The sequence below is a fragment of the Helicobacter sp. MIT 11-5569 genome (genome assembly GCF_000765695.2).
Classification (GTDB): Bacteria; Campylobacterota; Campylobacteria; order Campylobacterales; family Helicobacteraceae; genus Helicobacter_D.
Window position 1 is genome coordinate 44,077 of record NZ_JRPB02000003.1, and the last position, 24,443, is coordinate 68,519.

Annotated in this window: 23 protein-coding genes; 21 read left to right on the forward strand and 2 right to left on the reverse strand. The window is 34.1% G+C overall.

Annotation, left to right across the window (positions count from 1 at the left end):
* The first annotated feature begins 8 nt into the window (after positions 1 to 8).
* Positions 9 to 998 carry a DNA-directed RNA polymerase subunit alpha gene (locus LS70_RS03715; RefSeq protein ID WP_034287256.1) on the forward strand — a complete coding sequence of 330 codons (990 nt, stop codon included), beginning with the start codon at positions 9 to 11 and terminating at the stop codon, positions 996 to 998.
* Between the two features lie 12 nt (positions 999 to 1,010).
* The gene (gene rplQ / locus LS70_RS03720) at positions 1,011 to 1,361 is read left to right on the forward strand and encodes a 50S ribosomal protein L17 (RefSeq protein ID WP_034287258.1); all 351 of its coding nucleotides are present in this window, start codon (positions 1,011 to 1,013) and stop codon (positions 1,359 to 1,361) included.
* Between the two features lie 89 nt (positions 1,362 to 1,450).
* On the opposite strand, the gene gatC is transcribed toward rplQ, so the two are convergent.
* A complete protein-coding gene (gene gatC, locus LS70_RS03725; protein ID WP_034287260.1) occupies positions 1,451 to 1,741 on the reverse strand; it encodes an Asp-tRNA(Asn)/Glu-tRNA(Gln) amidotransferase subunit GatC in 291 nt (96 codons plus the stop codon).
* Positions 1,738 to 2,427, reverse strand: coding sequence for a TetR/AcrR family transcriptional regulator (locus tag LS70_RS03730; RefSeq protein ID WP_052083264.1), 690 nt, complete (start codon positions 2,425 to 2,427; stop codon positions 1,738 to 1,740). Before LS70_RS03730 ends, gatC begins: the two co-directional genes overlap by 4 nt.
* A 516-nt stretch (positions 2,428 to 2,943) precedes the next feature.
* Between LS70_RS03730 and LS70_RS03735 the strand changes: the two genes are divergently transcribed.
* The 19 genes from LS70_RS03735 to LS70_RS03820 all read left to right on the forward strand — a co-directional run bounded on the left by LS70_RS03735 (position 2,944) and on the right by LS70_RS03820 (position 24,441).
* Complete coding sequence (locus LS70_RS03735; RefSeq protein ID WP_034287263.1) at positions 2,944 to 3,207, forward strand: hypothetical protein; 264 nt, start codon at positions 2,944 to 2,946, stop codon at positions 3,205 to 3,207.
* An 81-nt stretch (positions 3,208 to 3,288) separates the two neighbouring features.
* On the forward strand, positions 3,289 to 4,386 hold the full coding sequence (locus LS70_RS03740; protein ID WP_052083265.1) for a tyrosine-type recombinase/integrase: 1,098 nt from the start codon (positions 3,289 to 3,291) through the stop codon (positions 4,384 to 4,386).
* Positions 4,387 to 4,395: 9 nt separating this feature from the next.
* Positions 4,396 to 4,530, forward strand: a complete 135-nt coding sequence (locus tag LS70_RS10300) for a hypothetical protein (RefSeq protein ID WP_268902940.1) — start codon at positions 4,396 to 4,398, stop codon at positions 4,528 to 4,530.
* Positions 4,531 to 4,606: 76 nt separating this feature from the next.
* Positions 4,607 to 4,930, forward strand: coding sequence for a hypothetical protein (locus tag LS70_RS03745; protein WP_034287265.1), 324 nt, complete (start codon positions 4,607 to 4,609; stop codon positions 4,928 to 4,930).
* Entirely contained in the window at positions 4,927 to 5,271 is a 345-nt protein-coding gene (locus LS70_RS03750) for a YopX family protein (RefSeq protein WP_034287268.1), read from the forward strand. The genes LS70_RS03745 and LS70_RS03750 overlap by 4 nt, the downstream gene beginning before the upstream one ends.
* Positions 5,268 to 5,750 carry a hypothetical protein gene (locus LS70_RS03755; protein WP_034287270.1) on the forward strand — a complete coding sequence of 161 codons (483 nt, stop codon included), beginning with the start codon at positions 5,268 to 5,270 and terminating at the stop codon, positions 5,748 to 5,750. Before LS70_RS03750 ends, LS70_RS03755 begins: the two co-directional genes overlap by 4 nt.
* Complete coding sequence (locus LS70_RS03760) at positions 5,747 to 6,526, forward strand: phosphoadenosine phosphosulfate reductase domain-containing protein (RefSeq protein ID WP_052083266.1); 780 nt, start codon at positions 5,747 to 5,749, stop codon at positions 6,524 to 6,526. The genes LS70_RS03755 and LS70_RS03760 overlap by 4 nt, the downstream gene beginning before the upstream one ends.
* A 92-nt stretch (positions 6,527 to 6,618) precedes the next feature.
* Positions 6,619 to 7,134 carry a class I SAM-dependent methyltransferase gene (locus tag LS70_RS03765; protein WP_052083268.1) on the forward strand — a complete coding sequence of 172 codons (516 nt, stop codon included), beginning with the start codon at positions 6,619 to 6,621 and terminating at the stop codon, positions 7,132 to 7,134.
* Complete coding sequence (locus LS70_RS03770) at positions 7,124 to 7,408, forward strand: hypothetical protein (protein ID WP_034287273.1); 285 nt, start codon at positions 7,124 to 7,126, stop codon at positions 7,406 to 7,408. The genes LS70_RS03765 and LS70_RS03770 overlap by 11 nt, the downstream gene beginning before the upstream one ends.
* Positions 7,401 to 7,769, forward strand: a complete 369-nt coding sequence (locus tag LS70_RS03775; protein WP_052083269.1) for a hypothetical protein — start codon at positions 7,401 to 7,403, stop codon at positions 7,767 to 7,769. Before LS70_RS03770 ends, LS70_RS03775 begins: the two co-directional genes overlap by 8 nt.
* A 3-nt stretch (positions 7,770 to 7,772) precedes the next feature.
* The gene (locus tag LS70_RS03780; protein ID WP_034287275.1) at positions 7,773 to 8,084 is read left to right on the forward strand and encodes a hypothetical protein; all 312 of its coding nucleotides are present in this window, start codon (positions 7,773 to 7,775) and stop codon (positions 8,082 to 8,084) included.
* Positions 8,081 to 9,016 carry a hypothetical protein gene (locus LS70_RS03785; protein ID WP_034287278.1) on the forward strand — a complete coding sequence of 312 codons (936 nt, stop codon included), beginning with the start codon at positions 8,081 to 8,083 and terminating at the stop codon, positions 9,014 to 9,016. Before LS70_RS03780 ends, LS70_RS03785 begins: the two co-directional genes overlap by 4 nt.
* A 10-nt stretch (positions 9,017 to 9,026) precedes the next feature.
* A complete protein-coding gene (locus LS70_RS03790; RefSeq protein ID WP_138109338.1) occupies positions 9,027 to 9,326 on the forward strand; it encodes a hypothetical protein in 300 nt (99 codons plus the stop codon).
* Between the two features lie 72 nt (positions 9,327 to 9,398).
* Positions 9,399 to 9,614 (forward strand): hypothetical protein, encoded by a 216-nt coding sequence (locus LS70_RS03795; RefSeq protein WP_034287282.1) that lies wholly within the window; start codon positions 9,399 to 9,401, stop codon positions 9,612 to 9,614.
* Between the two features lie 16 nt (positions 9,615 to 9,630).
* A complete protein-coding gene (locus tag LS70_RS03800; protein WP_034287284.1) occupies positions 9,631 to 10,029 on the forward strand; it encodes a hypothetical protein in 399 nt (132 codons plus the stop codon).
* Positions 10,013 to 10,351, forward strand: a complete 339-nt coding sequence (locus LS70_RS03805) for a hypothetical protein (protein ID WP_034287285.1) — start codon at positions 10,013 to 10,015, stop codon at positions 10,349 to 10,351. Before LS70_RS03800 ends, LS70_RS03805 begins: the two co-directional genes overlap by 17 nt.
* 9 nt (positions 10,352 to 10,360) lie before the next feature.
* Positions 10,361 to 11,566 (forward strand): RAD55 family ATPase, encoded by a 1,206-nt coding sequence (locus tag LS70_RS03810; protein ID WP_034287286.1) that lies wholly within the window; start codon positions 10,361 to 10,363, stop codon positions 11,564 to 11,566.
* 10 nt (positions 11,567 to 11,576) lie between these two features.
* Positions 11,577 to 13,151 (forward strand): DNA primase, encoded by a 1,575-nt coding sequence (gene dnaG, locus LS70_RS03815; RefSeq protein WP_034287287.1) that lies wholly within the window; start codon positions 11,577 to 11,579, stop codon positions 13,149 to 13,151.
* Positions 13,152 to 13,233: 82 nt separating this feature from the next.
* Positions 13,234 to 24,441, forward strand: a complete 11,208-nt coding sequence (locus LS70_RS03820; RefSeq protein WP_138109339.1) for a PBECR3 domain-containing polyvalent protein — start codon at positions 13,234 to 13,236, stop codon at positions 24,439 to 24,441.
* Positions 24,442 to 24,443: the final 2 nt, after the last annotated feature.

A 24,443-nucleotide genomic window follows, 5' to 3' on the forward strand; every position in this document is an offset into this window, starting at 1 on the left:
GGGTTAGTATGAAAAGTATTAAAACTTCTCCACATGTTCCAACAAAGATTGAAGTCAAAGAAATTGGTGTTAATAAGATTGAAATTACAGCATATCCTTTTGAAGCAGGATATGCAATCACGCTAGCACATCCTTTGCGCCGTTTATTGCTTGGAAGTTCAGTTGGATTTGCTCCTGTTGCACTAAGAATTGAGGGTGTAGCGCATGAGTTTGATTCTGTGCGTGGTGTAGTAGAAGATGTTTCGCATTTTATCGTTAATCTTAAAACGATTCGTTTTAAGGTAAAAGATGATAGTGATAGTGTGAGTATTAATTATAGTTTTGCAGGTCCAAAAGTTATTACTGGAGAAGATTTGGTAAATGACATAGTTGATGTGGTTACTCCAAATATTCATTTAGCGACAATTAATGAAGACGCTATTTTAAATTTCTCTATCATTGTGCGTAAGGGAATTGGTTATGTCCCTAGCGAAGATATTAGAAATGCAATTTCAGAAGATTATATGCCTCTTGATGCATATTTTACACCTGTAACAAATGTAACGTATGAAACAGAAAATGTTTTAGTTGAAGATGATCCAAACTACGAAAAGGTAGTTTTCAATATTCAAACAGATGGACAAATAGAGCCTTTAATGGCATTTAAAAATGCGTTAAGTGTAATGCATAAACAAATGGCAATTTTTAATTCTGAGTTAAATATTGAAGTTCCTGAAGTAAATAGTGGTGAAGAAGATCGCCCAGAAATTAAGTTATTATCACAAACAATTGATAGCTTAAATTTTAGTGCAAGATGCTTTAATTGCTTAGATAGATCTGGTATTAAATATTTGGGTGAGCTTGTGTTGTTAAATGAGGACCAAATTAAAAATATTAAGAATCTAGGCAAGAAGTCTTTAGATGAAATCACTGTAAAATTAGAAGAACTAGGTTATCCTATTGGTAAGGCAATTGCAGAAGATTTAGTCGCTTTACTGAAGAAAAAATTTTCCAATTAAAAGGATTAATAAATGAGACATGGACATGGATATAGAAAGCTAGGGCGCACGAGCTCTCATAGAAAAGCTTTATTAAAAAATCTTTCTATTGCTTTGGTTGCTAGTGGAAAGATTGAAACAACTTTGCAAAAAGCAAAAGAATTACAAAGTTACTTTGAAAAACTTATCACAAAAGCAAGAGTAGGAGATGCAATGGCTCATCGTTTAGTTTTTTCTTACTTGCAACACAAAGAATCTGTTAAAAAACTTGTAACAGAGATTGCTCCTAAATATGCTAGCAGAAATGGTGGTTATACAAGGATTATTAAAACAAGGCTAAGAGTAGGTGATGCTGCTCAAATGGCAATCATAGAGCTCATTTAAACAATAAAGATTTTTTCTTTTATTGCTTTTTTAACAGCGCAGAGAAACAATTTGCGTTGTTAAAATGACTCTCTAAATAAAAACTCTCCTTATTCAATAATTTTTGGAACGATAAAAAAGTTATCCTCTTGATGAGGGGCGTGTTTTAAAATATTTTTTGCAATATCTGGTTGGGATTCTACAATATCTTGACGCATAGGAAGTGCGGAATCTAGCGGATTAAACGAAGCAGGAATTGCATCTAAATCAAGTGTATTAATATTTTCGACAAAATTAACAATTTCGCTTAAATGATTTTTTGTCATTTCTAATTCTTGATTTTCTAATGTAATTCCACCAAGTTTTGTCAGTTTGTTTAATAACATTGTATCAATAGTCATTTAATCTCCTTATAATGTTTAAGATAAAGCATAAAGATTTTGATTGCTCGTTTTGCTGCGCGATGAATTTCATCAGCACTTGGGCGGACATAGTTTGGAATCATAATTGTATCAATGAAATATGATCCAATAATGAGCTCTGTGAAAATGTGCAAACTCTCATCAATATCTTCAATTCCTAAGTTGTGCGCTGTATTATAATCTTCCAAGATTTTTAAAAGAAAATGGTGCACCTTACATACTGCGTTATGATGAAAAATTTCAATAAGTTCAGGATTATTATAACCCTCCACAACGATTAATCGATGAAATGCGATACTTTCTTGACTAAGGATTTGATTAATAAGTTTCACGCCGATATGATAAAAATATTCTTCCAGATTGGAATGTGGTGCTATTTCATTGAAGTCTTTATCAAAAGAATCAATAAAATCTTGTCCATTTTCTGAAATTGCTTTAGCAAAAATTGTTTTTTTGTTTTTAAAGAGCTTATAGATTGTTGCTAAAGACCCACCTGTTTCTTTTACAATCATTTGTAAGCTTGTTTTTTTGTAGCCATATTGCAAAAAAAACTTCCAAGCAATCTTTAGAATCTCTGTTTGTTTTTCTCTATTTTTAATTTTGTTCGTTTCATTTGGTGTGCGTTTTTTTTTAGCTACAAGATTTTTTTTGGAATCCTTATCCATAACCACCCTTGTGATACAAAACGTAATATACCTAGAATTCTATAAAAAAAGAACTTAAATATCAACTGCATTTAAAAACTTTTAAATTTGTGTAAAAAAGCTTTTGAGGTTAAAGAATCTCTAGTTTTTGGATTTTTCTTGACAAAAAGAAGGGGGGGGTAAAACCCCATCCCCTCTCCAGCTTAGTGTTAAACAACTCCCAAAAAACTACTAAAATCTCATAAAATAGGCAAATCACTTTGTTAAGCTTAAAAAAACAAAAGACTTTCAAAATTTTGCGCGCCTTCTTGTAGCACAAAAGCTATCTTGCTAGGTTCTTGTTGTGCTTATTAATCGACATTTGCAGTCTTGTTTGCGCGAAATCAACACTCAAAAACTATTAAGCGCATAAAAGCAGAATATGTAAATGCTTTTTAAAGTTTGTCTTGAAAGCTTGTAAATATTCCGCTTTCTAACGCTTCTTGCAAATATCATCTAAAAACAATCTAAAACAAATTTTGTGAATAAGGAAATAGTATGGAGAATCTTCTGCTTGATTGTTTGAGCGAATCTTATTTTGGTGATGTTATGCGCCCTCTTGTGTGCCATAAAATCTTGAGCGCGGAATCTTGTGCGAGAAAAAAAGAGATGAGTATTAAAGAGCTAAGGGAATCTACACTCTTTAAAAATTTAGAATCGCAAGCAAAAGAATTTAGATTTAATGGCACAAAATTGTTGTTTAAGCATAACAAGAGTGATAGCGAATATCGCAAAGCATTAAAAGAAATTTTTAGAGAATAAAGGCTGTGCATGCAAAAGAAATTAGAACTAAATTTGCATTGATATGTTTTTTGGTGAGAAAACAATTAAAAAGGAGTAAAAATGCCAAAGAAAAGTAATGGAATCGTAATTAGAAATAATAAAGTTTGGGTTGCTAAAATGATTAAAGGTGAGTGGTATAGATTTAGCACAAAATTAGAAGCCACTTTAAGTAATATTGAGTATGTTAAGAAAAATATTGATAGCCTAATTACTGAATATATTGCAAGCAAAGAGCAACAAACAAGCACAAAAGAGGCAATGCAAAAAGCGCGGTTTGATAAAAATTGCACTCTTGGAGCTATTGCTAACGCTCTTATAAAACAGAATCAGACAATGCGCCCTTCCACATATTTTGTTTATAAAACAACACTTGGAAAAATCATTGATTATTTTGGTATGCAAACGCCTATTACTTCTATCAATAAGGATAAGATTGCTGAATTTGTAAAAGATTCACTTGATTTGGGTTTAAAAAAGAGTTCTTTAAACAACAGATTGATTATGTTGCGCGCAATGTTTAACTATGCGTATGAAATGGATTACATTAAAAAAATCCCTAACATAAAATTTAAAATAGAAGACGCTGCGGAAAATCCTGTGCCTTTTAGCCTTGAAGAAGTCAAGCGCATTTTAGAGAATTGCAAAGATGAGATGATAAAGAATTATTTGCAACTTGCTTTTTTTAGCGGGCTTAGAAAAGGAGAGATTCTAGCATTAAGATGGGAGGATGTAGATTTTGCCAACAAAGAAATTTCTATCACTAAAACTTTGGGTAGATATGGAATCGGTAAAACAAAAACAAAATCTAGTATGCGCACAATAGATTTGCTTCCATTAGCTGAAGGCGCACTACTTGCACAGAAAAAAATCACAGGGAATAAAGATTTTATTTTTACTAGTGTTGCTGGGTTTGCAAAATTTGCAACCAAAATGCGCTATGTTTGGACAAAACTTTTAGAATCGTTAGATTTAAAACAAAGGCATATTTACAACACGCGCCACACTTTTGCAAGCTTGATGTTAGAAAATGGCGAGGATTTAATTTGGGTTAGTAAAAGACAGCTTGGACATACAAATGCGCAAATGACTTTACAGGTCTATGCACAATATATCCCAAATAAGAAAAAACAACGTGCAACATTTTTGGAAGAGTTTTAAGGAGAGAGTATGGAGATGAGAAATAAACCATTAAAGAATCGGCATTATATCCTTGAAGGGGCGAATGGGACCCATTATAGCAGCAGATTTTATTTTGTCTTTGATGCAGTGATTTTTAATAAAAATAAAAAAACCCATTACTGACTTAAGAGGCGTCCGCAGGAATTTTGGAGCGATTGAGCAATACAAAAAATCTTCAATGGTGGATAAAGGAGTGAAAATGCAAGATGATATTGATATTCAAGATATTTTATCTAATTTAGATGAGATTGATATTGATAATTTTTTAGATGGTATCCAAGATAGTGATTTGATTGAAGAAGTATCCGACAGAGTTAAAAGGTGTGATGATAAATTCTTGAAAGACTTAAAAGGAAGTGTTGGGGAGCTTTTAAGCTTAGAAATGGAATCAGAAGTGATAAGCAATTTAAATTGTTTGCACCATTGGGGCAATCAAGAGACTGCTAAGGCTTACTTTGAATCTCTATCTTTTGGAGAGAGTTTAAAACAATGGATTCTAAAAACTTATGGGGGTGAGAAATGAAACTAAAAGATTTAGATTTTGATGAAAGGTGCGTAGAAATCAATCCATCTCTATTGCTTTTAAACAATGAAAGAGCGGAAATAGAGCTTTGGACAGGATTATTTGATAAGAATGGTAAAGAAATCTTTGAGGGGGATATTATTAAAATGAAAGAACAAACCATTGTGGATTCCTTTCAAAATTATCTTGTTTATGTAAAGTTTTCACCACAAATAGGATTTTATGGAGGATATTTAAAATATAAAGATACTCCAAAAGATAAACATTACCAAATAGTATTAACTTTTGAGCAGTGGGAAGTTATTGGCAATATTCACGAGAATAAGGAGTTGTTACAATGAATGCTAACGAAGCTAAACTTCTGCTCCAAGAGTATTTTAGATACAAAAGAAAGTTTATTGGTGTTGTTTCTGAATACTCTTTTACTCTTGATGAAATAGAAGATATTGTTGCTTTTGATGATAAAGAGATTATTGTCGTAGAGATAAAAATTTCTAAAAGTGATTTTCTAAAAGATTTTAAAAAACATAAACATACATACTTTGATAAATCTTATCACAAATTTTACTATTTTGTCCCCAATGATTTATTAGATTTTGTTTTGGAATATCTAAAAAAGGCGGATGGAAGTTATGGTGTTTTGTCTGTTAATACTAGAAATGAAGTTTATATCGCAAAAAGTGCAAAAACATTAAAGGGTAGTAAATATTTGCTTAGCGTTTTTCATTACAGCGAATACGCAAAGCTAAAAAGTCTTATTCAAAGAATGTCTAGTGAGCTTATTATTGAGAAGCGTAAAAATCTAAGGAGTAAAAAATGATTGTTGCAAATCTTAGTGGCGGTAGAGATTCTAGCGCAATGGTTGTTAAATGGCTGGAGATTGGAAACAAAATAGATCACATTATTTTTTGTGATACAGGATTTGAGTTTGACGCAATGTATTTTTATCTTGAAAAACTAGAAGGGTATCTCTATAAAGAATTTGGAATGTTAATAACTTATATTAATAGTCTAAACAAAATTTATGATTGGGCATTTGAAAAGCCTATTGCAAGAGGAGAAAATAAAGGTAGATTAAGAGGATTGCCAAGAGCAGTTGGCAAAGACTACTGCACCAGAGAAACAAAGGCTAATCCTACAAAAGAATTTGTTTTATCTCACTCCCCAAATAAATTTAAGAATACTGTTCTCATTGGTTACACATACGATGAAGTAAAAAATGGAAGGGTAAGCAATTTGGACTATGCAACAGCTAAATATCCTTTAGCGGAATGGAAAATGAACGAACCCGAAGTCGATGAGTTTTTAAAAAAACGTGGAATCGCAAATAAACTCTATGAAAAGTTTTCGCGCACAGGATGTTATATGTGTCCTAAACAGAGCTTGCAAAGTCTTTATACTCTTTACAAATATTATCCACACTTTTGGGAGATAATGAAGAATTTGGAAGAGAAGGCTAAAGTGCTGAATTGTGTTAATCAAACCTTTAAGCCCAATATGACTTTAGAGAACTTGGAAAAAAGATTTAAAAACACACCAAATGCACTTTTTAGTGATGTATATGCAGAAGATGAAACGTGTTTTTGTTTGAGATAGAAAAAATAAAGGATAAAGAACACTTGCTTTAAAAGATGAAAAAACAAATGCTACGTTCTATCTTTTAGGAGCTTTTAAAGAAGGAGTGAGAAATGAATGCTAACGAATCTAAACTCAAAAATATTCTTGATGTGTGTTGTGGATTTAAACAATTTTACGCAGACAAAAATAATCCAAATGTTTTATTCTGCGATTTAAGAGCAGAAGTAAATCCAAATTTAATATTGGATTTTACTAATAAGTTGCCTTTTGAAGACGAGAGCTTCTATCTAGTCATATTTGACCCACCGCATATTGCCCCAAATCGTGGAAGCGAAAAAAGCATTATGGTGCAAAATATGGGAAGCTTAGCAAAAGGTTTTAATGAATGTATGCGCGTTTTAAAGCCAAATGGCACTTTAATCTTTAAGTGGAGTGAGGCGCATATTAGCCTAAAGAGTATTTTAGAGTGTTTTGACAAAGAACCTTTGTTAATGCAAAAAAGCTCGAGAACTTCACATTTTTGCGTATTTTATAAAGAATCAGTAAAGATTGATACAGAAAATCAGATTGATGTTGAAGTTGTTGGAAATATCCACGAAATAAGGGGGCAAGAAAATGTTAGTTAAATCTTTTTTGATTATATGCCTTAGCTTTATATTTGCGTATGGCAAAGGTTTTACGCAATATTTGGGATATGAAAAAGTAGAAAGGCTCGGGTTTATAGAGTATTACTGCATTCAAGGATATGTTTATATGAATATAAAAGTAGGGCAATTGCCTGATAAATATCAGATTATGCCATTGTATAGGGTTTTTCATACTGACCAAATAATAATTGAGAATTGCTCTGATTTTTTAATGGATAATAAGGAGTTAGAAAAAGGAGTAAAAAATGATTGAGCTAATGTTATTTGTTTATTTGATTGGACTTGTTAAAAATTTAATTCCTATCTCGGTGCTTATAGTATCTATTTCAATTGTTTTTTTAATTATAAACTTCTCTAGCTTGGCTGTAGAAGGCGAAGAAATTCTACCTAAAAGATTAAAGATATTTTTTATCACTTCTCTTTTTGTCTTTACCTCTTTGATTGTCTTTACCCCTTCAAAAGAAACTGCAATATTATTAGCAGGAATCTATGCTGGAAATGATTTTTTAAAGCAAGAAGAAGTTAGCGCGAAGTTAAAAGCTGTCAATGAAATTATTGATATGAAATTACAAAAAATTCTAAAAGAAACTAAAGAAAAGATGATAAAGGAGTGAGAAATGAAGCTAAAAATTTTTGATGAAGATAAAATCATAATCATCAACACAAAACAGATTCCAAAAATAAGTATTTCTCTTGAAGTAGAAAATATCGAGGTTTTGTGTAAAGTTGGAATATTAGTAGGAGATTATTATAACTACTCTTTAGTTCGACAATCTCTACCAAATGAAAAATCAGAAGAGCTTTTTGAAAAGCATAAAAAAGAAGCTTTGCAAATCCTATATAGCAAAATCAAAACTACAGAATCTCTAAATCTTGCTCTAAAAGAAACGATAGAAGATTCTGTATTAATTCATGGAGGTAAAAAATGAGCCAAATACTTTATCTAGCACCCAATGAGAAATTTACAATTATTCCAAATGACCTTTTGCTTGACCAAAATTTAAGCGATGGAGCTAAGGTTTTAGCTTTTTATCTGATGTCTTTACCAAAAGATTGGACAGTTGTATGGGAAAATGTAGCAAAAGCTTTAAATTCCACTCTTAGCACGATAAAAAGACGCAAGCAAGAGCTACTGAAGTTTGGTTTTTTGATTCCTATTGCAAATCGCGATATAAAAGGAAAATTTACGCAAAATAAGCTTGCGTTTAAATACTGCAATAATAACTCTTTGCAAAAATTGGACGCGGAAATTATTGTTAAAGGAAGCTTAAAAACAAGTAGTGCAAAAACGCATAAAACCGATACTTGCGATATTTCACCCGTAGCGCATTTGACCAGCTGTGGTGAAATGACCCCCTATAATAAGACTAATAAAGATACAAAAAAAGAAGAGAAACAAGAGATTTTCATTTTGCAAAAAGCTGAACTTTTTAAGACCCTCTTAGAAGCAAATTCTAAAGCCGTAGAAAATTATAAAAAAGCTTACGACCTTAGCACTTTTCTTGATGGAGAGGAACTTAAGATTGCTAAAGAGTGGGTTGCTTGGCGTAATGCGATGTGGCGTATTAAGCCTATGGTATCCATCGCAAAGCTAAAAAAGGCAAAAGAAAGCGGTTGTGATATTGTTCAGGATATTAAGCGGTGTATGGCGAATGATTGGCGCGGATATTTCTCCCACACTAAAGACGCTCAAACAACAAAAACCAAAGCACAAAAAGAATCCACAAAAGCCTTGCATATCACAATTTACAACGCATTAAAAGCACAAGGTTGGAGTTTGGATAAGGGAGAGAGTTATAAGGATTTACGTGTGAATGGGCGTGCGGTAACACGCGAAAATGGTTTGTTTAAATATGCTTAAAGGTTATGCAATGCAGCAAAGAAGATGGAGAAAAGCACCGCTTAAAGGAAAAAAAGAAAATAGCAGCAGCTTTTATCTTGGCTTGGATATGCTAGAAAAAATTGCATTGGTTGCAAGTTTGGAAAATCAAAGCAAAAGCGCGGTTGTTGAATGCGCTTTAGTGTTATTTGGAGGGAATTATGACTTATTTAAAGCTAAGCAAAAAGCTTTCAAAAAAAAGAAAAAAATTCTATCTACGCAAGGGCGTGTTAAGAGGCTTGAACAAAGAGTGCAAAAGGCTAAAAATGTGCAAGAACGCTTATTTACATAATGCGTTAGACAAACTTTTGGAATCTTATTCAAGAGAAAATTTATTTGTTTGGGCTGCACTAAAGGAGAGCAAATGAGCAAAAAAAGCGATTATTTTGCGGTGTTTTATGCGTGTGAGTTTTGCGGGAATGTGATGAAAACTTCCCTTTCTAGGTTGATTGAAAATATAGATTCTAAAAAGCACTTAGATTTAATCGACTATCAAAGCGATGAGACGCATTTAAGCTGTGAATGCCCAAAGTGCAAAGAAGAGAATCGTTTATTGTTAAAAATGGAAGTTGAAAATTAATCTCAAGGAGAGAAAAATGGAAAAAGAAACAGTTGTTGCAGAAGATTTTGACCTTTATGGTGGGTTTGAATGGGTTGTTACTACGATTAATACTTTGATGTATTCTGCACATTCTAGCTTACCAGCAAGGACACACGAGAGTGCGTTTGTGCTGTTATGTGAGCAGCTTGCAAAACTTGCGTATTTAATAAAAAACGAGGAAACAACAGGTTTAGAGTTTAGCGACCCATATTTTGGAATGTGTGAATATTGCGATTTATTGGTGGAGACTTATACTTTATCTTATGCTTGCTTTAATATTGGTGAGTTTGATGAGCCTTTTATCGCAGAGGTGAAAAAAATCGCAAATGTAACGCTTTTAGAAAAGATTACAGAAAAGATAGAAGAAGAGGAAAATGATGGATTATTTGAATGAGATTCTTTGGAGTGAGAAGTTTGAGGGTGGGGATTTTGATAGAGTAAAAATAGAGGAGATTTGCGCGCAATTAAACAATGATGAGATTAACGCGCTTTTAATGGCTCTTAAAAAAGATAGCGATAACAAGTGTTTTAACCGCGTGTATGGATTAAAAGAAGTGATTTATTACACGCAAAAGGTTATCGTCTCTTTAAGCGAAGAAAAAGCAAAAAAAGCAAAAATCAAAAACTTTGGTGGAAGTGTGGTTGAAGAAAACGAAGTGCTAACGCGTCTTTTTGTGCAACGTTATAAGCAAAAGCTGCCAAAATGGGTATTTTAAGGAGAAAATATGCACAATAAAGAAATCGATCCCTTAGAACTAGAATTGTTAATGAGTTTTATTCATTATCCTAAAGATTTAGACGCATTTTTAAGCAAAGTTAGTCTTAAAATCTTTAGTGAGGAAGCAAGAGAATCTTTAAAGATTATCAATGCTTTGGCTTTAAAAGGTGGTTTAAGTCTCCATAGTTTTTTTGGGAGTTTAAGCCTAAAGCAAAAAAATAGCGATTATTTTCAAGAACTCCTTTTGTGCGCACCTAATCCAAACTACTTAGGATTATGTGAAGTGTTTAAACATAACTATCAAATCAAAGCGCAACAAAAAATCGCGGAATCTCTTTTAAATGCAAGCAATGATGGCGCGCTTTTGGATTTAGCACTTTTAGAAAATGCGCTAGATATTGAAGTTAAAGAGTATAAAAATTTAAAAGAATGGAGTGATGAATATGCCAAAAAGCCACAAGCACAGAACTACAAAACAGGGATTCCTTTTGTGGATAATTGCTTTGGTGGTGGGTTTGAGCTCGGGCAATTAATGCTAGTGTTTGGCGACCCAGAAGCAGGAAAAACAATGTTTTCTTTGCAGATTTTAGAAAATCTTAGCAAAACCACGAAAGTTTGCTTTTTTTGCTTTGAATTTACGATTAATGATTATCTAAAAAGGCGCGCTAATAGTAGTTTTGTGAATAGTGATAATTTTTTTATTATTAATGATGGCTATGATATTAACGAGGTTACGCAAAACATTAAGAATCTTTATAAAAAAGGCGTGCGATTCTTTTTAATTGATAGTCAAATGCGCGTTACAAACACAGGACGCAATAGCGAAGAAGAAGAGAGTATGAAATTTAGTGTTTTGGCAAAACTTTGCCATTCTTTGGGTGTGTTTGTGATTTTTATTTGTCAAAACTCCAAAACAGATAAAGATAATCCACTAGGAAGCAAAAAAGGTGGGCATGAAGCAAGCATTATTATCCACATTGAACGCGTTAAACCAAAAAGCGATGATTTAGACCAAAAAGGTGCGGATTATGATGAGAATGCAAGGATTTTTAAGATTAAGAAAAACAAGCAAACAGGAAAGCATTATAAAGATAGAATCCTTTTTGATAGAAAGAATCTGCGTTTTTTTGAAGAGAGCGAGAAGCAAAGAGAAATCGAGATTGTCTTTGAAGCACAAGATGTTCAGCAAGAACTCAATATGCCTATCATTTAAGGATTAAAAGATGATTGTAAATTTAGAAGGTTTAAAAGCAAGAATAGATATTGTAGAAGTGATTGGCAAATTTATCCCTTTGAAAAAAGAGGGTGCAAATTGGAGTGCCTGCTGTCCTTTTCATGAAGAGAAAAGCCCGAGTTTTAAGGTGAATCCTAACAAACAGATTTACCATTGTTTTGGCTGCAATGCTGGGGGAGATGCGATTAAGTTTTATCAAGAGTTTAAACATTGTAATTTTCAAGAAGCTGTGCAAGAAATCGCAGATATGCTAGGATATTCTTTGGAGATTAAAGGGGGAGTGGATTTAAACAAATATTTTGAACTTTTAGGCAAGGTCAATGGAATCTTCACAGAAGAGCTAAAGACGCAAAGCAATGTGCTAAAATACCTTTTTAATCGCGGATTAAATGCTGATGATTTAGCTCTTTTTGATATTGGATATATTCCTAAAGATTTGCCAAAGCATTTAAGCTTGCAAGAATGCGAAGCTTTAGAAGAGCTAGGGCTACTCTTTAAAAACAAAGGTGGGGGATTCTTTGTTCCTTTGCAAAATCGTATTAGCTTTGCAATGCGCAATTTCACGCATAAAGTCGTAGGCTTTAGCGGGAGGACCCACCCGTATTCTAACTTTAAAAATAGCGCAAAATACATCAACTCTAAAGAATCAAGACTTTTTCATAAAAGCCAACTGCTTTATGGAATCTCTCTAGCAAAACGCCATATTAGCAGCCAAAAAGAATGTTTTATTGTGGAAGGCTTTATGGACGTGATTGCTATGCACAAGCTAGGATTTAAAAATACCATAGCCACTTGCGGGACCGCATTTAACACACAGCACTTAAGCGCGATTAATCGTGTGTGTGATGGTGTGGTGATTAAATGTTGTTTTGATAAAGATGCAGCAGGGCAAAAAGCCGCGCTAAAAGCTTCGGAGTTGCTCTATAATCAAGGCTTTTTAAATGCGGAAGTTGTGCGCGTCAAAGAAGAATGCAAAGATATTGGCGAGCTTTTAGAAAAAGGGATTAAGTCTAGTTTTGAAAGTGTTGGCGTTTTAGAATTTTTCATAGCACAGACTTTAGAAAATGCACAAGATATTAAAGCTAAAGATGCTTTTATTAACAAAATCCGCGCGGAAATTTCTGCACAAAAGAATTTCTACCAAAAAAGCTTAATGGTGGAGACGCTTAAAAAACTTGGAATCCCTTTTGAAGCGGCAAAAAAAGTCAGCAAAGTGCAAAAGCAAAATTCACAACTTCCTTTTTTGAGTTTGCTTAAAACTTGTATTTATGATGAAAGAGTGTTAGACCTTTGTGCAAACTATTTAGAACCAGTGGAGTTTGGAGCTTTTAAAGAGGATTTTATCGCACTTTTGCGCAAAGAATCTACGCAGAATCTCAACAAGCTAAGCTTAGATGAAAAAATAGATGTCGTTGCTTTTGGTGATGTGCGTTTTATGATTTTTGAGCTAAAGCGCAGGTTTTTAGAATGGCAACTAAAAGACGCAAAGCTAAAAGGAGATGCCCAAGCTTTACTGCTTTTAAGCCAACAACTTGCACAAATTACAGAAATTAAGCCAAGTTAGCCACTTTAATCCCTGTGGCAACTTTTTAACCCTTTTTTAACCCTTCAATTTTATTTAGAATGCGCCTAAAAAAGAGTGCAAAATGAGTGAATTTGGACGATTTGATTTTAATATTGCAAGAGAGTTAGGGAGTGATGATGAGATTGTGGATTATCTCCGCAATACTGCTAAGACGAATATTAACTGGGATGAACTTAAAGGCTTTGGCACAAATACGGATATTGTCAATCATTTAAGGGATAATTCCGAGCATTTAAAGATTTTTGATAAAGGAATCGACCAAGACGCGCTTAAAGCAGATGTGCTAAAAGAATCTAGCGCGCTTAACCCACAAAATCGTTCCCTTTTGGAAACTACCGCAAACTATTTTGAGGATATGTTTGGCACAAAAGACGCACAAGAGAGAGAAGCAAAGCGCAAGAGTATAACAGAAAACATTGAACATTTAGATTTAAACACCTTAAATAAAGAGGAAGCAAAATCCCTTTATGAGAGTTTAAAGCTTTATGAAAATGAAGGTGTGCAAGATATAGGAGCAAAATTTAAAGAAGACTTCCACTTAAAAAAATTGCAAGATTTTCAAAACGACAAAAAAGCGTTTAGTTCTGCAATGCAAAAAGAAAATTACAGCGATTTAACCAAAGAAGAAAAAGAGGTTGTGGATTCTGAAGTGGGGAGCTTTCAAAAGTTTGCAAGGGATTATGTGCCTTTTGTCGATAGCATGGACAAGCATTTTGAGACCTTTAAAGCACAGCAAAGAGCAAAAGAAGTCATTTTGCCTGAGATTAACGAAGCCTTTGCGCTCTGGGAAAGTAACGCAAAACATATCTTGCCAACATTAGGCACAGCGTTGTTTGGAGATGATGAAAAAAAGAAGAACCAAGCCTTAAATTTTTTGGAAGATATTAATAAGCATATCGCCGAACCTTTTGGCTTTGATGGTGTGGCTTATGATACAGAGGGAAATTTATATCTCCAAAAAGGCGAGGGCTTTTATAGAATCAATGAAAACTTCTTTGACAAAGAGGTGTTTTTTAATACCTTAAAAGCGAGTGGTGTAGAGATTGGCGCGGGAGTTGCAGGAGCGATAAGAGGCGCGCAAATAGGAAGTAGAGCAGGTGCTTGGGGATTGGTTGCAGGGGGAATCGCAGGTGGTGCGGTTGGTTCTATGGCTGGAGCTGGTGGGGATTATCTTATCAACAACTATTTACTAGATAGAGAAAATAGCCTTAGCGAGTTTATTTCTAAAACCACAGAAGCAGGGCTTTTAAGTGCTGTTGGAGATATTGCACTTTTAGGAGTGAGTAAGATTCCAGCAAAAGCAGTAACAAAAGCAGCTTTAAAAGGTGCTGTGGGATTAATGAATAATAATGTCTTTGTCGGTGGGGCAAAAAATGCAGTTTTTACCCAAAATATCGGCGCAGCACAAGAGCTATTAGCAAAGAATATTAACCCAACACAACAAGAAGCGATTAAAAGCTTTGCCAAAGAGTTTGGAGGGGATTTAAAAAAGCTAAATGCAGAATCCTTGCAAGGAAGCATTAATACAATGCGCGAGAAATTTGGAGAAAACTCTATCCTAACAAAAACCGCGCAAAAGCTTAATGATTTTGTAGTGCGCACAGATAAAGGAAACGCACAAAAAGAGCTTTTAGAAACAATCCGTAGTGATGAAAGCGGGCTAGGGATTGGAATGCTTTTAGAAATAGCAAAAGAAAGCCCTGCTGCAAATAGCGCGCTAAAAGATTTACTGCAACGCACTAGCGCGAATTTAGACAAAGAGCTAAGTAAGCTTGGCATAAGTGAAAAAACAGCGATTGAAGTGTTTGCGGATTTGAAAGTCGGCACAAAAGAATCCTATGATGAAGCGATTAATGGAATCTTAGGAGAGCTTTATCGTGATAATAAAGTTGTCCTTCCTGCAAATGCGTATTTAAATTTGCGCAACGCTTTAGAAAAAAATATAGAGCTTGATACAAACGCACTTAGCTTTTTGCGCTTTATTGAAAATAATATTTTTAACAAAGAGGGTGTGAGCTTCAAACAGCTAAGCAATGCTAGAGCGCAACTCAATAGCTTTTATGAAGACGCACCCTCTGGCACAAAAGACTTTTTAAAAAATCTCGTAGAAAAAGAACTAAGAGAGAGCATTAACACAGGGATTGAAGAGATTTTTAAGCAAAACCCCCAGCACTACTTAAGCGCAAGAGAGCTTTACCAAACCGCGCTAAATGATTATGCCACCATGAGCCAAACGCTAAAACAACTCAAAAAAATCGGCTTTGATAAAGAGAATAAAACAATAGAACAAGCCATTGATACGCTCTTAAAATATGCAAAGGGAAGTGGGGGAATCGAACAGAGGGCAAATTATGCCCTGCTTACACAAGGTTTAAGCCCACAAAACAAACAAGCCTTAGAGCTAAGCGCACTACAAAGGCTTTATAAAGATTCTTTTGTAGGGAATGGAGAGGATTTTAAAGTTTTTGATTCTAAAGCGTTTTTTAACAAGCTAGGGGATTTAGAAAATATCTTTCAAACACAAGGAAGCAAAGAATATATTAGTTTTTTGCGTGGATTTAACACGCTTTTTAGCAATGATGCACAAATCGCACTAAAACTTGGCTTTGCAAAACCAAAGCAAGAGGGAAGCAGCATAGCAACCACAGTTAGCGGAGCAGTGCAACAAAAGTTTATCAAAGGTGTTTTTGCGACACTTATAAGGAATCTTCCGCATAATAATATCTTCGTCAAAGGCTTAGGATTTAGCGAAAAAGTGCAAGCTGCAGCGTTGAGATTCCACCTAAGAAGAGCATTAGAAAAAAGCAAGGATATTAATGCCTTTAAAACCACGCTCACACAAAGTGCGCAAAAACAAGGCTTCAACAACGCAACAATGGAAGTCATCACAAAAATAACTGATGATATAGAAGCCTTGCATAAGGAGATTTTGGGGGAAGTTGGGAAAAGCGATTTACTAGATATTCAAAAACCTTTAAGAATGGCAAGTCAAGAAGAGCTTACAACACAGCTTTTAAACGAAGTAATAAAGCAAGATTCTAAACTTTGGGTAGGAAATTTCACAAATCCAAAAATCGCACAAAAGCTAGGTTTAGATACCAACGAGCCGATAAAAATCACCATGCAAGGACATAGCATAAAACATACACTTGATAGACATGGTGCAGAATCTGTAATGGCTAAGAATGGAGCAGAGGCAATAAGCTTAGAAGACATCAAGAATCACGCACAAATTATTAATAATGCGGATAAAAGTGTAGTTTCAATTAATAAAGATGGACAAAGAGTGCTTATAAGTGGCAAACAAATCAATGGGCATTATATCGTCATAGAAACAATTAGCACAAAACACAACGAACTAAAGCTAAAAACTATGTATAAACAAAAAGGGAATTTGGAAGACAATGAAGTTTTTAGAAACGCTGTCCAAGACCATTTAGTAAATGGCGCGGAATCCCTTAGCGCAAAGCCAAGTAACCACTTAGACGAGGCGTTCAGCGTTTCATCTCCCAATTCTACCACAAAACCGCAAGCTTTGCAAACCCAAGAACACATAAGCACAAAAGAGATTCTACAATTTGCAAAAGCAGAGGGATTAAGTGGCAAAGAAACGCTTAAACTTTTGAAAGAAAAAGAAGTTAAAAAAACAGCACGAGAGCTCTTAAAAGATATTAATGCAAAAAAAGACAAAGAGCTGCAAGCGCAACTTCAAGCACAAGAAGAGCTAGAGTTACAAAAACAAGCACAAATCCAAGCGCAAAAAGCAGAGATACAAAAGCAAAAGGATTCTCAAGCAGGTAAAGCGATTAATGAAGTGGATTTACAAGTTGGGGATTCTATTGTTTTTAAACCACTTAAACAAACTTATATCAACACAGAATCTAAAGCATATCCTGCACAATATGCAATTATTGATATTAAAGACCTTAAGCCAAATTTCGCAAACACTGCAACACAAGGTAGAATCTACAAGCAAGATTCTGTGATTCAAGACATCAAAGAGAATCTAAACCCAAATAAAATGTTTTTTAATGATGGAGGATTTGATGGCGTCCCTCTTATCCTAAGTGATGGTAAGGTTAGTGCTGGTAACCACAGAGCAGAAGCATTAAAAAATCTTTCTCCAACTTCAAGGGAAGCTTATGTAAAAGGTGCTAAAGAAGCTTTTGGTGTGGATTTAAAAGACAATGAAGTTATTGTCAGAATCCTAGATAAAGATATTTCAAAACAAGATATTTTAAACTTAAGTTTTGCAAGCAATATCGGCAGAGAACAAAATATTGCAGAAAAAGCCTTAAGCAATTTAGGAAAATATCAAGAAAATTTAAAAGAATTGCCTGATTTCATAAGCGCACAAAATGCTGATGAGCTAAGTATTAAGATTGCAAAGATTTTAGATAAAACAAACAATGGGCTTAATGCTTTTGATACAAATTTATCGCTTTTGGCTTCTTTATCTAAAACAAATGATAAGAGTATTTTAGAAGTCTTAAAAAAGCTACAAGGTAGTGCAGAAGAAAAGCAAGCACTTTTAGAAATGTTTGTTAAAAATGCAGGTTCTTTTCATAATCTCTCAAAATCCACAGCAACACCTAAACTTGATTTAAGACCTTATTTAAATCAAATCATACATTTTACTAATCATGCTAAAGGTTCAAGAGTAGAAAACTTCAAAGAGCTATTACAAGAGGTTAAATCCATACTTGCAACAACCAATGTGCATGGAGCAAATGCACTCTTAGAGCAAAATAAATATTTTTATGATGATTTAATGGGAAAGATTTTAGGGTATTCCTTTGCGCGTTTTAAAGAGTTAGAAAATCCAAGCAAAAATCTTTTTGAGTTTTTAAGCAATATCAACACGCTTTTAAGAGAAGAGTTAGAGCCAACATTATTTGCACAAGGAAGACCTTTAAGGGATGCAGATATTTATGATTTTGCAAGCGTTAGTATCAAAAGCGGAACACCAAGCAATGAAACTTCAGAGCTATTAGATTTATTACCAGCTCTTAAAGAAAAAGCTAAGAGTTTTGAAGCATACAGGCAAACACTCAATGAAGCAAATAATCCTAATCCAAAAGCAAATCTTACACAAGAGATTCCACAAGATTTGCAAAAAGCATGGCTAAAAGAGTTTAATTTAAAAAGCATTGATGAGGATTACAAAGTAAATTTTAATCCTACAATTACAAAAATCTTAGACAATGAGGGCGTAAAAGAAGTAAAAATTACAAAAGGTAGCTTAGAGAAGCTTCTCGCAGAAAATCGCACAAAATACCTAGATAGAATTAAACCTATACTTTTAGAACCTGATAGAATCGTTAAACAAGATGAGAATGTATTTATTTTTGCAAAAGATTTTGGAGAGATAAAGTATTTTACAAGTGTAGTTAAAAATCAGCAAGGAGAATGGATTATAAGCTCAAATGCTCCAAAATCACATAATGGACTTGAGAATAAAATCAAAAATGGTGGAGTGGAGATTTATAACAAAAATCAAGCGGACAATCAGATTAACGCTCTTGCCCCTTACGATGATATAGCTAAATCTAATACCAAGCTTGATAACCCTAATTCTACCACAAACGCCATTACAAAACAAGAAGCGCAAGAGATTCCACAAAATACGCAAAGTTTGCAACCAAAAGAGAATACACTTCGTCATTATGAGGCTTTAGCCGAAGAATCTAAAGCCTTAGATATTTCGGGCTTTCGCCCTCAATATGACAAAGTAGAAGCAAACACCGCGCTAACACAGCGCGCAAACACGATTCCGCATTTCCAGCCTGATGAAATCATAGATGTAGAATTTATCGCACAAGAACCAAATATCACTAAGCGCATAGAATACAAAAGGCACAATGCAAGAGCGAAAACGATTCAAGACCTACAAGAGCAGTTAAAGAGCATTGACGCACAAGCGACACAAAAAATCAACAATGGAGATAGTGCGGAGTTTTTCTTGAAAAAATACCAAAATGTAGAATCTAAACTCAAAGAGCTAGAAAACAAGCAAGGGATTCCACAAACTACCAAAGCACAAGAGATTCCAAATATCCACACATTAAGGCAAAATACAAGAACAATGCTTAAAGAACGCGTGAATAAGGAAATTATCAACAAAAACACAGAAGAAGTAGCAGTGCTTACTAATAAAGGAATCGCAAAAATGCTAAGCGATAAAGCGGTGCAAAAAAGTGTGGATAATGGTTTTACTAAGGAAGCACATTTTAAAGCAGTGGAACAAGTAGAATCGCTATTTGCAAATGCTACAAAAGCAACAAGCCAAATAGATAAAGCGGATAAAAACCTAACCATACACCGCTATAATGCACCTTTTGAAAATGCAAACGCACTTTTAACATTAAAAGAGTATAAGCTAAATGGAAAGAAAATTTATAGTTTGGAGTTAGAAAATTTAAGTGCCATTAAGTTTAATCCTAGTGGCAAGGACTTAATGGAGCAATTACCAAAGTCAAAAGATGCAGACACCACAAACTTCCACACGCCCATTGATAATTCTGAACCTAATTCTACCACAAACCAAAATCAAAATCAAAAATGGCAATCCTTTTATAAAGAGAATCTCCAAAGACAATTAGAAACATTAAATGCCAATGAAAAGTATTTGACAGGGATAGGCAAAAACTACGATAAAGCAAGCTTTGCAAAAACTAGACAAGACCTAGAACAAGAAATACAAAACTTAAAAACAAGAGATTTTAAAGACCTAGAAATCAATGATAATGATTTACTATTCTTAAAAGAAATTGCAAAGCGGGATAAAACCGATAACAATCACACTATAAGGGCTTTAAAACTTAAGGGTAAAGATAAGGAATGGGTAGAAAAAGAACTTAAAAGGGGTAAGGAATTATTTGCACAATATAGAAAAAGAATAGAAATATCTTTAAACGTTTCACCTCTCAAAGAGTTTGGCACAAACTACGCGGAGTTTTACCACGATGGGCAAGGGGCAATCCATAAACTTATAGCAGAATCGCAAGACTTTGCTAAGAGCGGAGAAAAGGGAGAGTTTAACGCACAAGTCGCAGGAGCATTCCACAAAGAGGGCTTAGGGGATATTGATTTGGTATGGGGCAAAGTAACCGATAAAGAAAAGCATAAAGGGTATGGCTTAGCACATATCATAGACAAACACCCCGAACTTGATTTAAACTTGATTCCAGAGATTATAGAGAAAGGGAAACTTATAAATAACAATGGAGTTAGCACTATTTGGCATAAAGGGGAAAATGGAGAATATTATAAAGTTGGACTATCTAAAGGGCTTAATGGAGAGAGCGAGAATAATTGGTTAATAACAGCCTATGAAGCTGTAAGAGAAAAAGACAAGACTTTCGGCGATGCCCTTTTTACTGACAAGCGTCCCTTATCAAACTCTAAAACAGATTCTACCACAAATCCCATAAAAGAGGAAGCAATTAAAGCAAACAATACACAAGAACCTTTAGAAGTTGATTTAAAGCAACGCTTAGAGAATGCAGGACTAAAAGAAAAGACACAGATTATTGCAGAAGAGCTAAGCAAGCAAGAACAAAAGCTAAATGATGAAATAGAAAGATTAACCAAGATTGAGAAAAATAAGGAATTTTTGCCTTTTGAGATTGAGGAGAAAATTAGAGAGCTTGAACAAAATAAATTCTACAAAGATTTTACGCAAGAAGAAATGAAAGATAAAGCTATTGCTAGGCTAGGATTAGAGCTTTATCGGCAGATATTAGACTTAAAAAAGCAAAGAAACAAAATACATTCTAATGTTATTTCTTTAAGGGGGAGATTAGAAAGGCTTAGTAATCCAAAATATGAAGCAGGTTGGGATTATATCCTTTATCATCTACAACAAGATGTTACAAAGCTAGAAAAGAAAGTTTTAAAAGGCTTTAAAGATTCTATTAAAGAAAGAGAACTCACCTATAAAATCGCAACAAAAGAGGGAGAGAGTAGAGCAAGAAAGCTTTTTAATAGCTTTAATCCCGATGATGAACAAAAAGAACTTTTTGAGAGAATCTTGCCAGTAGCGCAAAAGTTAGATGTAGAAGTTAAACAAGCAATCAATAACGAGTTTTTATCAAAACAAGCAGATGGTGTGTATTACACACAGCAAAATAGTGTTAGAGTAAAAAATAATAGAATCTCACAAGAAAAAGGTAAGGTATTTTTACATGAGCTTATCCATAGCGTAACAAGTCGAGCAATGATTGCTTATGAAAGCGGGAATAAACAATTATTAAAGCCTAATCAAATCACTGCGATGGAAAATATACAAAACCTTTATAAAGAAGTGCATAAAAACCATAAAGATTTAGGCTTTGACGCTTATGAGGGCTTTAACAATGGATTTAATGGGGATTATGGATTAAAAAATACTCATGAGTTTGTCGCAGAGCTTAGCAATCCAGTCTTTAGAGAAAAACTTAAGAAAGTAGGTGTGTTTGAGAAGCTAATCGATAATATTTTAAGGCTTTTTGTCAGTGCTAAAGATGCCTTTTTGTTAAAAAGAAATAATGCTTATGAGAGCTTAAAAAAGAATCTCTATACAATCATAGATAATTATAGCGATGATTTTACTTCTGCTTATAATAAAGCGGGGGTTAAAGATGTGGAATTAGTGCAAGAGAAGCTGGAGCAAATTAAAGCTAAAACAATTAATGCAGTAGATAGCTTTGCAAAATCCCAAAGATTCCAAAATTTAAGCAAAGATAAACAACAAGCAATTCTAAGCCTAAAAGAGATTGAACCTGCTTTAATGCCCCAAAATATTACAAAACAAGATTTAGACAATCTTATCAATCATTTTAATAGCAAACAAGACAAAGAAACAAGAGAATATTATTTAAAACTCTTAAATGATACAAAAGAGAATCCGCATATTGTTTTGGAAACTTTGGGTAAAAATGGAGAAGCGCGCAAAGAATATATCAAAGCCTATCAACACCTAGAAAATAAAGACTTGTATTATATTGCTATCACACAAGAGAATGATAAAATTAATATCACTGCATATCCAACAACACAAGTAAAAAAGGTGATTAACGATATAGAAAGAAGCAAAGAAGTCTCAAGTAGCGGAGGCTCTTTAGGGAATGCAACAAACCGCCAAGCTGACAAAGTCCAAAGCCCTAAACTTGTAAATGAAATTATACCACAAGAAACCCTAGATAAAGTCAAAAGTAAATTTAAATATGATGAGCAAAAAGCAAAGGATTTAATGCAGTGGCATAAGGATTCCTCCCCTTTAACCAAAGATGAGCAAGGATTGCCAAAGGTGTTTTATCATGGGAGTGGAGATGCATTTGGATTTGAAGTTTTTAAGCCTAGTGCAGCAGATGAAGTAGAGGCAATTTATTTTAGCACTAGCAAAAAAGTAGCTAAAAGCTATGAGCAAATGGGTTATACAAATGGTGGAATCTATAAGTGTTTTTTAAATATGAAAAATCCTTTAGTTCTTGATTTTAAAAACAATGGTTATGACCAAATGAAATACGCTAAAGCCTTAAATAAAGCAAAGGAAAATGGCAATGATGGCGTTATTATTAAAAATGTTTTTGATGATACGGGTGGATATTATGACAGCAATGGAACTTTTAAAGATATTCCTAGCGCACATACTTATATCGTCTTTAATCCCAACCAAATTAAAGCAGTGGATAATATCGGTGCTTACAAGGATTCTAAAGGGGAGATTATCGGAGGTGTAGAAAATGCCAAAGAGGCTTTAAAAGAAGGTGAAGTAATCAAAGATAAACAAGAATCTTTGCAAACTTATCGCACAAAAGAAGAAAAAGAAAATTTTGTAAAAAATTATGATTTTGAAAAAGGAGCGGTAGAGATTCCAAAAGAAGTGAATATTAAAGAATTTTTAGAATCCGCAAACAATTTTAAAAATAAAGAAAACTTTATCAAACACTTACAAAACAAAGAAGATTCACAAAGCAGGTTAGCTTATTTAAACCTTATAGAACCTACATTTAAAGAACCGAATATAAAACTAATCAATGGAGAAAGAGAAACTTATATCAAAGCCTTTAAGAGCGGTAATAATATCTATGAAATGCTTATTACGCAAGAGGGAGGCAAGACACTTATTACAAGTATTCCTACAACGCGTTTAGCCTATGTAAAAACAAAAATAAAAAATGCTGACCTTATCCAAACTTTTACCAGCCAAGATAGCAAAGACATAATGCCGAGTGGGCTACCTAACCCTAATTCTACCACAAAAAACATAAATCACAGCTATTTTAACGAATCTTCTCCAAATATCTATCAATCTAACCCCCACATAGGAAGCGGGTTAGTTGGTGGAAGTGTAGCGGGAGTTGAGCAAGACGAGCAAGGGAATCTAACCTTTGACCCTACAAAATTTGCGCTTGGATTCTTAGGGGGTGCAGCAGGGAGTAAAGCAGTAGCAAAAGGCTTTGGCTACATAAAACAGAATCCTAAGCTAAAAGAAGCAGTGGTAAAAGAGCTTGCGCAATCCCTTAAGCTAGGCTTTGAAAAAGCAAGTCAAAAATATCCAATTCTACAAACCTTACAACCGCGCTATATCGTGCAAAATGAAAAAGGTAGAATCGCACAAGCTAAGGCGATAGTGGGGGAGATAGAGAAAAAGGAGACCTACCAACAAAGAGAGCACACAAAAGAGCTTTTAAATGCTTTGATAGGCAAGGATATAGTCAATGAAAATGATGGGAGAGTAGCGCAAGTCTCACGCAAAAATATCGCAAAAATGACAAGCGATAAGGCAATATCTAAAAGTGTGGCAAATGGTTTTAGCGAGTTGGAACATTTTAGCGCGGTGCAAGATATAGAAAAGCTCTACAAAAGAGCTGTTTTAAAAGAAACCACAGATGACAAGCAGGGCGAAAGTTACCTAAAAATACATCGCTATTGTGCAGATATAGATAATAACACACAAGCAAAAATCACACTTAAAGAAACAATAGAACACGGAAATAAAATTTATACTTTAGAATTAGAGGAATTAAATGCCCCTAAGAAGCAAGTGCATAGCCAAGCCATAGGGGAGCAATTTCCTAAGTCTAGGAAACCAGAGCCTATGCACCCTGATACGCCCTTAGAAAATCCTAATACAATTATACCACAAGAAACCCTAGAAGCAAAAAGAGAAGTATTAAAAAGACTGCAAAATGCAAAAGAGATAAAAGCACGAGATTCAGAGGGGATTTCGTCCGCACAGAGTTATACCTTGCCCTCAACTCAATCTAATTCTACCAAAAAGTGAGA